Origin of the sequence: Aeromicrobium camelliae (assembly GCF_003850045.1) — a bacterium.
Lineage (GTDB): Bacteria > Actinomycetota > Actinomycetes > Propionibacteriales > Nocardioidaceae > Aeromicrobium > Aeromicrobium camelliae.
Genome location: NZ_RQJX01000025.1, coordinates 21,143 through 31,458, shown reverse-complemented (window position 1 = coordinate 31,458; position 10,316 = coordinate 21,143). Strand labels below are relative to the sequence as shown.

General features: G+C 71.7%; 10 protein-coding genes and 1 tRNA gene. 8 read left to right on the top strand and 3 right to left on the bottom strand.

Annotated features, from left to right (window positions below; all coding sequences use genetic code 11):
• Positions 1–67: 67 nt before the first annotated feature.
• Positions 68–144, bottom strand: a tRNA-Pro gene (locus EHW97_RS14435).
• Between the two features lie 372 nt (positions 145–516).
• Here EHW97_RS14435 and EHW97_RS14430 point away from each other — a divergent pair.
• Entirely contained in the window at positions 517–1,380 is an 864-nt protein-coding gene (locus EHW97_RS14430) for a 3-hydroxyacyl-CoA dehydrogenase (protein ID WP_124237874.1), read from the top strand.
• Positions 1,381–1,487: 107 nt separating this feature from the next.
• On the opposite strand, the gene EHW97_RS14425 is transcribed toward EHW97_RS14430, so the two are convergent.
• Positions 1,488–2,432, bottom strand: coding sequence for a glycosyltransferase family 9 protein (locus tag EHW97_RS14425; RefSeq protein WP_208002070.1), 945 nt, complete (start codon positions 2,430–2,432; stop codon positions 1,488–1,490).
• A gap of 107 nt (positions 2,433–2,539) precedes the next feature.
• Between EHW97_RS14425 and EHW97_RS14420 the strand changes: the two genes are divergently transcribed.
• Genes EHW97_RS14420 through EHW97_RS14390 form a run of 7 tightly spaced genes read left to right on the top strand, consistent with a single transcriptional unit; the run spans position 2,540 to position 9,177 of the window.
• A complete protein-coding gene (locus EHW97_RS14420; RefSeq protein WP_124237872.1) occupies positions 2,540–3,121 on the top strand; it encodes a D-glycero-alpha-D-manno-heptose-1,7-bisphosphate 7-phosphatase in 582 nt (193 codons plus the stop codon).
• A gap of 11 nt (positions 3,122–3,132) precedes the next feature.
• The gene (locus EHW97_RS14415; protein WP_243696471.1) at positions 3,133–4,176 is read left to right on the top strand and encodes a glycosyltransferase family 9 protein; all 1,044 of its coding nucleotides are present in this window, start codon (positions 3,133–3,135) and stop codon (positions 4,174–4,176) included.
• Positions 4,173–5,177 (top strand): glycosyltransferase, encoded by a 1,005-nt coding sequence (locus EHW97_RS14410; RefSeq protein ID WP_124237870.1) that lies wholly within the window; start codon positions 4,173–4,175, stop codon positions 5,175–5,177. Before EHW97_RS14415 ends, EHW97_RS14410 begins: the two co-directional genes overlap by 4 nt.
• Complete coding sequence (locus EHW97_RS14405; protein WP_124237869.1) at positions 5,174–6,424, top strand: glycosyltransferase; 1,251 nt, start codon at positions 5,174–5,176, stop codon at positions 6,422–6,424. Before EHW97_RS14410 ends, EHW97_RS14405 begins: the two co-directional genes overlap by 4 nt.
• An 8-nt stretch (positions 6,425–6,432) precedes the next feature.
• Positions 6,433–7,056 carry a D-sedoheptulose-7-phosphate isomerase gene (locus tag EHW97_RS14400; RefSeq protein ID WP_124237868.1) on the top strand — a complete coding sequence of 208 codons (624 nt, stop codon included), beginning with the start codon at positions 6,433–6,435 and terminating at the stop codon, positions 7,054–7,056.
• Complete coding sequence (locus tag EHW97_RS14395; RefSeq protein ID WP_124237867.1) at positions 7,053–8,432, top strand: PfkB family carbohydrate kinase; 1,380 nt, start codon at positions 7,053–7,055, stop codon at positions 8,430–8,432. The genes EHW97_RS14400 and EHW97_RS14395 overlap by 4 nt, the downstream gene beginning before the upstream one ends.
• A gap of 31 nt (positions 8,433–8,463) precedes the next feature.
• The gene (locus tag EHW97_RS14390; RefSeq protein ID WP_124237866.1) at positions 8,464–9,177 is read left to right on the top strand and encodes an SDR family oxidoreductase; all 714 of its coding nucleotides are present in this window, start codon (positions 8,464–8,466) and stop codon (positions 9,175–9,177) included.
• On the opposite strand, the gene EHW97_RS14385 is transcribed toward EHW97_RS14390, so the two are convergent.
• Positions 9,143–10,303 (bottom strand): glycosyltransferase family 9 protein, encoded by a 1,161-nt coding sequence (locus EHW97_RS14385; RefSeq protein ID WP_124237865.1) that lies wholly within the window; start codon positions 10,301–10,303, stop codon positions 9,143–9,145. The two genes, EHW97_RS14390 and EHW97_RS14385, sit on opposite strands and share 35 nt — an antisense overlap.
• Positions 10,304–10,316 lie beyond the last annotated feature (13 nt).

Below are 10,316 nucleotides of genomic sequence, written 5' to 3'. Positions count from 1 at the left end.
CAAAAACAACAAGGTCCGAACCCACTTCCGTAGGTTCGGACCTTGCAGATGTCCTGAGACATCACAATGGTCGGGCTGACAGGATTTGAACCTGCGACCCCTTGACCCCCAGTCAAGTGCGCTACCAAGCTGCGCCACAGCCCGTGACAACTCGACGATACTAGCGCACCCCTCGCCGCCGCCGGCAGGGAGGTCTGGCATCTCACACGCGCTCGACTTGTGGCCCCAGCGGGCCGGACTAGGCTCGGAAATGAGAGTGATCACTCCGATCACTGAGGAGATGAGCAGATGAGCGCCCCGCTCGCCGGGCGGCGCGAACGCCTCGAGCCGCTGCACGTTCCAGCCTCTCGCGCGTTCCACCGCATGCTGCCAATAGCGGCGCCGCTCCCTCCGCCCCTTCTCGCCTCAACCGGCCTGAGCGTTCACAGCGTTACCGCCGGACACTCACGCAATCGCGCGCACCGGCCGACCCGGCCAGACGCGGCTGTCTGACCCCACCCCGGAAAGGACCACCCTATGAACACCTTCACCAACGTCACCGTGCTCGGCACCGGCGTCCTCGGCTCGCAGATCGCGTACCAGAGCGCGTATCAGGGCTTCGAGGTCACGGCCTACGACATCAACGACGACGCCATCGCCAAGGCCAAGGAGCGCTTCGCCGGCCTCGCCAAGACCTACGACGCCGAGGTCGAGGGCGCCAAGGGCGGCAAGTCCGCCGCCGCGCTCGAGCGCATTCGCTACTCCACCGACATCGCCGATGCCGTGAAAGACGCCGACCTCGTGATCGAGGCCGTCCCCGAGGACCCGGCGATCAAGAACGAGACCTGGCGCAAGGTCGGCGAGGCCGCGCCGGAGAAGACCGTCTTCGTCACCAACTCCTCCACGCTCCTGCCCAGCAGCTTCATGGAGGCGACCGGCCGTCCCGAAAAGTTCCTCGCGCTGCACTACGCCAACCGAATCTGGGCCATGAACACCGCCGAGGTCATGGGGACCTCCAAGACCGACCCCGAGGTGTACCGCAAGGTCGTGGCATTCGCCGAAGAGCAGGGCATGGTCCCGATCGAGATCAAGAAGGAACAGCCCGGCTACGTGCTCAACTCGCTCCTCGTGCCGCTGCTCAACGCCGCGGGCGCGCTGTACGCGAACGGTGTCGCCGACCCCGAGACCGTCGACAAGACCTGGCGGATCGGCACCGGCGCTCCCCTCGGCCCGTTCCAGATCTTCGACGTCGTCGGCCTCACCACCGCCTACAACGTGTCGATCATGGGCGACGAGACCTCGCAGAAGTTCGCCAAGCTGCTCAAGGAGAACTTCATCGACAAGGGCAAGCTCGGCGTCGCGACCGGCGAGGGCTTCTACACCTACCCGTCCGAGGGCTGAGACCCGCGCGGCTCCGCCGCGAGATGTGGTCGTCTTCGTGTCACGCCGACGGGCTGTCCTGACCCGAAACTGACCACATCTCGGGCCGGAGGGCCGGAGGGCCGGGGTTAGAGGACGCCGAGTTCGACGAGGGCGGCGCGGACGTCGGCGGCCGTGACGGCCAGGAGCGCCGGATCGGGCTCGTCGGAGAAGACCTCACCGCGGCGCTGTGACTCGTCGGTGAGCACGACGTGGGGTCCGGGCGGCGGACCCCACTCACTCGGCGGTGCCGGTCCGAAGATCACCACCGAGGGACGCCCGTACGCCGACGCCAGGTGCGCCGCGCCGGTGTCGACCGCGACGACCACCGCCGCACCGGCCACCACCGCGGCGAACTCCCCCAGCCCCAGCGTCCCGGCGACCACGGTCGATTCCTCGAAACCGGCCCGTCGCGCCGCCTCCGATGCTCGCGGCCGCTCCCCCTCGCTGCCCGTGAAGATCACCGGGTGTCCCGCCTCGCGCAGCTCGCGCGCGATGGCCGCGAAGCGGTCGAGCGGCCACAGCCGGCTGCCGTAGGCGGCGCCGACGTGCACGACCGCGGCATCCGGCACCGGGTTGGCCGCCGTCGGCGAGTCCAGTCGGAAGTCGCCCGGATGCGCGTCGATGCCGTGCCCCTGAAGCAAGCGGCACCATCGCTCCCGCTCGTGGATGCCGAGCACCCACTCCGGCCCCTCCCATCCGGGTGCCTGATGCCCGATGCGGCGCCGCGGCTCCAACGCCTCCAACCGCCCGCGGCTCTCCGCCCCGTTGCCGTGCAGATTCACCGCGATGTCCACCAGACCCGGCGGCAGTGGGATCGGCTCGTCGAGGCCGTGCACGTGCAGGTGGTCGTCGACACTCCCGGTCAGCCGCACCACCGGCTCCAGCCACCCCTGCGCCGCGTACACGATCCGGTGCTCCGGAAACGCTCGCCGCAAGGCCCGCAGAGCCGGGACCGCGACCAGCAGATCACCGAGCTTCAGCGCCCGCAGAGCCAGCAGGACGGGTCGGTCATCGGAGTACGGAAGCGACACGCAGTGAAGCATGCCCCGGCCGCCGCGACGGCGCGACTCGACCTGTCGAGAAGAAGAAGTAGTGGCCCGGACGTTTAGAAGCGCACGTCAGAGGGCATGTGGAGGTCATGAGCTACTCCTCGCAGCCGTCGCTCGACGCCGTGCTGTTCGATCGCGACGGCACCCTCGTCGTCGATGTCCCGTACAACGGAGACCCCGACCAGGTCCGTCTGATGCCCGGTGCCGCCACCGTGGTCCGGACTCTTCGTCGTGCGGGCATCGCCGTCGGCATCGTCACCAATCAGTCCGGCATCGGCCGTGGTCTCATCACCCGCGAGCAGGCCGACGCCGTCAACGCCCGCGTGGCCGAACTCGTCGGCGGCGTGGACGTCACCGTCCTGTGCCCGCACGTCCAGGAAGACGGTTGCGACTGCCGGAAGCCGGCTCCCGGGATGATCCGCGAGGCCTGCCGCGTCCTCGGTACGGTCCCGCAGCGGATCGCGATGATCGGCGACATCGGCGCCGACATGGAGGCGGCCAGCACCGCCGGTGCCCGCGCCGTCATGGTGCCCACGCTCATCACCCGGCCTCAGGAGATCGCCGCCGCGCCGCTGCGCGCCGGCTCGTTGGCCGAAGCCGTGCGTCTGCTGCTCCCGTCCCTCGACCTGGAGGAGGCGAACGAGGAGGCCGCGGTGGGAGGCGTGAGTTGAGCCGCGTCCTCGTGGCACGACTCGACAGCGCGGGCGACGTGTTGCTCGCCGGTCCCGCGGTCCGCGCGGTGGCCGGTGACGGTGAACGGGACGTCGTCATGCTCTGCGGCCCGCAGGGCGCACCCGCGGCCGCCCTCCTGCCCGGCGTCACCGAGGTCCTGACCTGGGCGGCACCGTGGATCGTCGACCCTGCACCCCCGGTCACCGCCGACCACCTGCAGGCGCTCCAGGACCTGGTGGCCGACGCCGACGTCGACCGGGCGGTCATCCTCACCTCGTTCCACCAGTCACCGCTCCCACTGGCGCTGCAGCTGCGCCTCGCCGGCGTCGAGTTCATCGCCGGGGCGTCCGTCGACTTCGCCGGCAGCCTGCTCGACGTCCGGCTCAAGCCCGGCGAGGACTTCCCCGAGGACCAGCCCGAGGCCGAACGCGCACTCACGATCGCACGGGCAGCAGGCTACGAACTGCCGGACGGAGATCCGGGGCTGCTTCGGGTCCGCGACGTCCCTGACGTCACCGACCTCGTGTGCACCGACCCGTACGTGGTGGTGCATCCCGGTGCCGCCGTCCCCGCGCGCGCCTGGCCCGCGGAACGGCACCGCGCCACCGTGGACCTGCTGGCCGACGCCGGCCATCGTGTCGTCGTCACGGGCGGCCCCGGCGAGCGCGAGCTGACCGCCTACGTGGCCGGCGAGCACGGCCTGGACCTCGGCGGCCGCACGGATCTGCGCGGGCTGTCGGGCATCCTCGCCGGCGCCGAGGTGCTCATCAGCGGCAACACCGGCCCGGCGCACCTGTCCGCCGCGGTCGGCACGCCCGTCGTCAGTCTGTTCTCCCCCGTCGTCCCGGCGTTGCGCTGGGCCCCGTACGGCGTGCCGGTCGAACTGCTCGGCGATCAGAACGCACCGTGCCGCGGCACCCGCGCCCGCAACTGTCCCGTCCCCGGCCACCCCTGTCTTGCCGACGTGGCGCCCGAGGAGGTGGCCGAGGCGGTCGAGCGCCTCGCCCATCGCGTGCCGTCCTTGAGCAGCCGCAGAGAGAAGAGGAACGCATGAGGATCCTGATGTGGCACGTCCACGGTGCCTGGACCGACGCGATCGTCCGCGGTCAGCACGAGTACCTGCTGCCCACCACGCCCGACGGCGGACCGTGGGGCCTCGGCCGCGGCGGCCGGGACTGGCCCGCGGCCGCCCGCGAGGTCGCGCCCGAGGACCTGCGCCACGAGGACATCGACGCCGTCATCCTCCAGCGCACCGACGAGATCGAGGAATGCGAGAGGCTCCTCGGCCGCCGCCCCGGCAGGGACATTCCCGCGGTCTTCGTCGAGCACAACACCCCGAAGGGAGACGTGCCCAACAGCGTGCACCCGCTGGCCGATCGCAGCGACATTCCGCTGATCCACGTCACCTATTTCAACGACCTCATGTGGGACAGCGGGCGCGCGCCGACCCGGGTGATCGAGCACGGCGTCAACGATCCCGGGCCGCTGTACTCCGGGGACCTGCCCACGCTGGGCGTCGTCGTCAACGAGCCGGTCCGCCGCTGGCGCGTCGCCGGGACCGACCTGCTCCCCCGGTTCGCCGACCGTGCGCCCATCGAGGTGTTCGGCATGGGTGGCGACCCGCTGCCCGACGCGGTCGGTCTGGGCCCGGACCAGTTGATCGTCCACGGCGACCTGCCCACCGCGCGGCTGCACGAGCGACTCGCCCAGTGCCGGGTGTACCTGCATCCGTTCCGCTGGACGTCACTCGGACTCGCCCTCATCGAGGCGATGCACCTCGGCATGCCCGTCGTCGCGCTCGCCACGACCGAGGCGATCCGCGCCGTGCCCCCGGAGGCCGGCGCGATCTCCACCAACGTCGAGGAGCTGCTCGAGGAGGCGGCCCGGCTCGTCGCCGACCCGGACGAGGCCCGCCGCCGCGGTGCCGCGGCCCGGGAGGTGGCGCTGGCCCGGTTCGGGCTTCAGCGGTTCCTCGACGACTGGGACGACGTGTTGGCGTCCGTCGCGGCCGGTTCCCGGTCCGCGTTCGCCACCGAGGAAGGGATTCTGGCATGAAGATCGCGATGGTATCGGAGCACGCGAGCCCACTGGCCGCGCTCGGCGGCGTCGACGCGGGCGGACAGAACGTCCACGTGGCCGCGTTGTCGGCGGCGCTCGCACGACGCGGGCACGACGTCACCGTCTACACCCGGCGCGACGACCCTGATCTCCCCCGCACCGTGCCGTTGTGCCCGGGCGTCGACGTCGTTCATCTCGACGCCGGACCGGCTCGACACATCCCCAAGGACGACCTGCTGCCGTACATGAGCGAACTCGCCGACGAGATCGCCAAGGACTGGGCGACCCAACCGCCGGACGTCGTCCACTCGCACTTCTGGATGTCGGGTGTCGCGACGCTCGATGCCGTCATGCGCCCGGACGGACCGCAGGTCCCGGCGCTGCACACCTTCCACGCGCTCGGCACCGTCAAGCGCCGGCACCAGGGCGCCGATGACACCAGCCCGCCCGCGCGCGCGTGGTTGGAGCCGTGGGTCGGCCGGACCGCCGACCGGATCGTCGCCACGTGCTCGGACGAGGTGTTCGAGCTCAAGTCGATGGGCGTGCCGACCGGCAACATCTCGATGGTGCCGTGCGGCGTCGACCTGTCGCTCTTCCCGACCACCGGTCCCGCCGAACCGCGGCTCCGCCGCCACCGGCTCGTCGCCGTGGGACGTCTCGTCCCCCGCAAGGGCCTGGATCTGCCGATCCGCGCGCTGCGGCTGCTGTGGGACGCCGGCCTCGACGATGTCGAACTGCATATCGTCGGCGGCGGCACCGAGGCCGAGAAGCTCGCGAGCGACCCGGAGGCACAGCGGCTGCGCGCCCTCGCCCAGGAGCTTGGTGTCGAGGACCAGGTCGTCCTGCGCGGGCAGGTGCCGCGCGACCACATGCCCGACCTCATGCGCAGCGCCGACGCGGTCGTCTGCACGCCCTGGTACGAGCCGTTCGGCATCGTGCCGCTCGAGGCGATGGCGTGCGGAGTCCCCGTCGTCGCCGCGGCCGTCGGCGGCCTCATCGACACCGTGGTGGACCGCGTCACCGGACTGCAGGTGCCGCCGCAGGACCCGGAGGCTCTCGCGGACGCACTCGCCGAGCTCCTTCGTGATCCCGCGCTCGGCAGCAAGCTCGGCGCGGCCGGTCAGAAGCGGGTCCACGCCCGCTATTCGTGGGACCGCATCGCCGCGGAGACCGAACGTGCCTACCAGACCACGCTGTCGCGCCGGAGCGGTCAGCTGCAACGAATCGAGGGAAGTGCGCTGTGAAACCGATCATGACCTCCACGCCGACCACCACCTCACGTACCACCGGCGAGGCGACCCCGACCCGGGTCGTGCAGGATCACCTCGACGCCGTCGCCCCGGCCCTCCGGTCCCTGCACGCGCAAGCCGACCTGATCTCCGCTTGGGGCACCGAGCTCGCCCATCGGCTGATGGCCGGTCAGCGACTGCTCGTCGCCGGCAACGGCGGCTCCGCGGCCGAAGCGCAGCACCTCACCGCCGAACTCGTCGGGCGCTTCGACGGCGACCGCCAGCCGTTCGCGGCGATCGCGTTGCACGCGGACACGTCGTCGTTGACCGCGATCGGCAACGACTACGGGTACGACGAGGTGTTCGCCCGCCAGGTACGCGCGCACGGTCGCCCCGGCGACGTGCTGATGCTGCTGACCACGAGCGGCCGCAGCCCGAACCTCCTCGCCGCCGCCGAGACCGCGCGTGCGGTCGGCGTCTCGGTCTGGGCGATGACCGGACCCGCCCCGAACCCCCTCGCCGAGTTGGTCGGCGACGAGGTGCTGGCGGTCGACGGCGCGACACCGAACGTCCAGGAGGGCCACCTCATCGCGGTGCACAGCATGTGCCGCGTGTTCGACGCCGAAGTGAAGAGGAGCGCGCGATGAGCACGCCTTCTCCGTCCCTCGTCGTGGTCGGCGACCTGCTGCTCGATGTCGACCTGGACGGCGCGTCCCACCGACTGAGCCCGGATGCTCCCGTGCCGGTCGTCGACGTCGGCGAAGAAGGCCGCCGGCCCGGTGGTGCCGGGCTCGTGGCGCGGCTCCTCGCCCACGACGGCCACGACGTGACGCTCGTGACGGTCATGGCCGACGACGACGCGGCCGGACGGCTACGGGAGACGCTCGAGGGCATCCGCCTCGTCACCGGCCCGTCGACCGGACCCACCCCGGTCAAGACGCGCGTGCGTGCCAACGGGCACGCGATCGCCCGCATCGACCACGGCTGTGACCCCGTTCCGGTCCCCGACGTCACCGACGAGATGCTCGCCGCTCTCGACGCGGCGGACGCGATCATCGTCGCCGACTACGGGCGCGGGCTCGCCGCGAACGACCGGCTGCGCGCTCACCTGGCCCGGCTGGCCCCGAACGTCCCGATCGTGTGGGATCCCCACCCGTCCGGCACCGCACCTGTCGAAGGCGTCGCAGTCGTCACCCCCAACCTCTCCGAGGCCCTGCGCCTGAGCGAGGTCAGCGGCGCAGGAGTTCCCGCGGCCACGGCGGCGGCGAGCGAACTGCTCGCTCGCTGGGGCGTCGGTGCCGTCCTGGTCACGCTCGGCGGGGACGGGGCGCTGCTGACCCGCGGCGTCGAGGCCACTCCCCACGTGCTGCCCGCACCGCGGGTGCACGCGCCCGACACGTGCGGGGCGGGCGACCGGCTCGCCGCGAGCCTCTCCGCCGCGCTCGCCGCGGGCGCCGAGCTCACCGACGCCGCGCAACGCGCGGTCGATGACGCCAGCGCCTTCCTCGCCCGCGGCGGTGTCGGTTCCCTCGACCACGAGCCCGCCCCGGTGGAACTCGGCGGCGAGGGCGTCACCGCGTTGCGCGTCGCGCACCGCACCCGTGAGGCCGGCGGCACCGTCGTCGCGACCGGCGGGTGCTTCGACCTGCTCCATGCCGGTCACGCCCGCACGCTCGCGGCCGCCCGCCAGCTGGGTGACTGCCTCATCGTCTGCATGAACTCCGACGACTCGGTCCGCCGGCTCAAGGGCGAGTCGCGACCGATCATCGGCCAGGACGATCGCGCCGAGCTGCTGCTCGCTCTCGAGTGCGTCGACGCGGTCCTCATCTTCGACGAGGACACGCCCGAGGCCGCGCTCTCGCGACTGCAACCCGATCTGTGGGTCAAGGGCGGCGACTACACGATCGAGGAGCTGCCGGAGTCCCGGCTGCTCGAGACCTGGGGCGGACGCACCGTCACCGTGCCGTTCCACCCCGCTCGTTCGACCACGCGCCTCGCGTCCGCGTTGGCCAAGGTCGGCTGAGCCACGAACCCCTCCGAGAAAGGAAGTACGCATGACGACTGACAGCACGATCACGAAGCAGGGCCCCGGCCGCGTCCTGGTCACGGGAGGTGGTTCCGGTCTCGGCGCCGCCGTCGTCGAGGCCGTCCTCGAAGCCGGCGGCACCCCCGTCGTGCTCGATCGGGACACCAGCCGCGTCACCTCCGCCAAGGCGTTCCAGGTGGACGTCGCGGACACCGCTGCGGTCACCGAGGCGGTGCAGCAGGCTGCGGAGGCGCTGGGCGGACTCGACGCCGTGGTCACGGCCGCCGGGCTCGACCGGTGCGGTCGTCTCGACGACGTGTCAGCCGACGACTGGGAGCTTGTGATCCGCGTCAACCTCATCGGCACGGCGGCGACCGTGCGGGCGGCCCTGCCGCACCTCAAGCAGGTGCACGGCCGCGTGGTGACGGTGGCCTCGACACTCGGACACCGCGCGCTGCCCGACGCCACCGCCTACTGCGCGTCGAAGTTCGGTGTCGTCGGCTTCAGCCGTTCGCTGGCGGCCGAGACCCGCGGCGAGATCGGCGTGACGATGGTGACCCCCGGCGGCATGAAGACGCGGTTCTTCGACGATCGCACCGAGCAGTACAAGCCGCAGGACGACTCCCGGCTCAACGATCCTCGCAACGTCGCGGACGCGATCGTGTTCGCGCTGTCGCAGCCGCAGGGGTGCGAGGTCCGCGAGCTCGTCATGTGTCACGAGGAAGAGGACTCGTGGCCGTGAGGTGCGCGACGTCCTCGTAGACGGCGGCGGCGCTGACCTCCGCGACGAGCGATTCGTCGTGGGGGCAGCGCTCCGCCGTCCACCCCACCTGGGTCACGTCGATCCCGCACACCGGGCAGTGCGTCACCCAGGACATGTGGACCCGGTGCCGCGCCCGACCGAGCGCACCGGCGTTGATGACGTTGCCGAGCCAGTAGATCCCGACGGTCGGCGTCCCGACGGCCTGCGCCAGATGGCGCGGGCCGCTGTCGTTCCCGACGACGACGGAGCAGGCGTCGAGCACACCGCAGAGTTCACCGAGACCGAGTTTGCCGGCGAGACTCCGCACCCGTCCGGGCGCCACGTGCTCGGCCTGCGCGACGATCGCATCGGCGGCCGGGACGTCGGTCTCGTCCCCCACCACCACGACCGTCGCCCCGTCGTCGAGGGCCCGCGCTGCGACCTCGGCGAAACGTTCGGCTGGCCACCGCCGCCGGGGGTCCGTCGCGCCCGGGTGGATGCCCACGACGGGCCGATCCGCTTCCGCCTGGCCGAGCAGGTCGGCGGCGACCCGGCGCTCCTGCGCAGTGACGTGCAGCGTGGCCTCGACCGAGACCGGCGGCGCACCTGCCAGGCCGACGACCTCGAGCGACCGCATGAACTCGTTCTGGTAGTAGAGATACGGAAGAACCCGCTCGAGCTCCACGGCGTCCGGGGTCTGCGTTCCGACGGTGTGTCGCGCTCCGAGCCGCAACAGGAACGGGTTGGAGTAGCGGCCGCCCCCGTGCACCTGCACCGCGAGGTCGAAGCGACGCTCGCGCATCCGCGCGAAGAACCGCTCGAGTTCGGCGTCGTCCTCGGCTTCACCGTCCTTCGGAGGCCGCACTCCCTCGCTCACCGGCAGCACCTCGACCTCGTCGACGGGCCCGGGACGGTCGGACAGCAGCGCCGCATGCGAACCGCTGCCCAGCAGCGTGATCGTGGCGTCGGGGTACGCCGCGGCCAGCGCCTCGATGGCCGGCATGGCGAACATCAGGTCGCCCAGGCCTCCCCCGCGCAGCACCGCGATCCGCCGAACGTCCTCGAAGGGTTCCAGGATCGGGCCGACACCGTGACGCGGTTCGACCGAGCGTGCCTCGTCCGCCATCGGACCTCCTTGT

Excerpts from the sequence above, each read along its gene's own strand:
- EHW97_RS14430 (WP_124237874.1), top strand. The coding sequence starts at position 517 with ATGAACACCTTCACCAACGTCACCGTGCTCGGCACCGGCGTCCTCGGC.
- EHW97_RS14420 (WP_124237872.1), top strand. The coding sequence starts at position 2,540 with ATGAGCTACTCCTCGCAGCCGTCGCTCGACGCCGTGCTGTTCGATCGC.
- EHW97_RS14410 (WP_124237870.1), top strand. The coding sequence starts at position 4,173 with ATGAGGATCCTGATGTGGCACGTCCACGGTGCCTGGACCGACGCGATC.
- EHW97_RS14405 (WP_124237869.1), top strand. The coding sequence starts at position 5,174 with ATGAAGATCGCGATGGTATCGGAGCACGCGAGCCCACTGGCCGCGCTC.
- EHW97_RS14400 (WP_124237868.1), top strand. The coding sequence starts at position 6,433 with ATGACCTCCACGCCGACCACCACCTCACGTACCACCGGCGAGGCGACC.
- EHW97_RS14395 (WP_124237867.1), top strand. The coding sequence starts at position 7,053 with ATGAGCACGCCTTCTCCGTCCCTCGTCGTGGTCGGCGACCTGCTGCTC.
- EHW97_RS14390 (WP_124237866.1), top strand. The coding sequence starts at position 8,464 with ATGACGACTGACAGCACGATCACGAAGCAGGGCCCCGGCCGCGTCCTG.
- EHW97_RS14385 (WP_124237865.1), bottom strand. The coding sequence starts at position 10,303 with ATGGCGGACGAGGCACGCTCGGTCGAACCGCGTCACGGTGTCGGCCCG.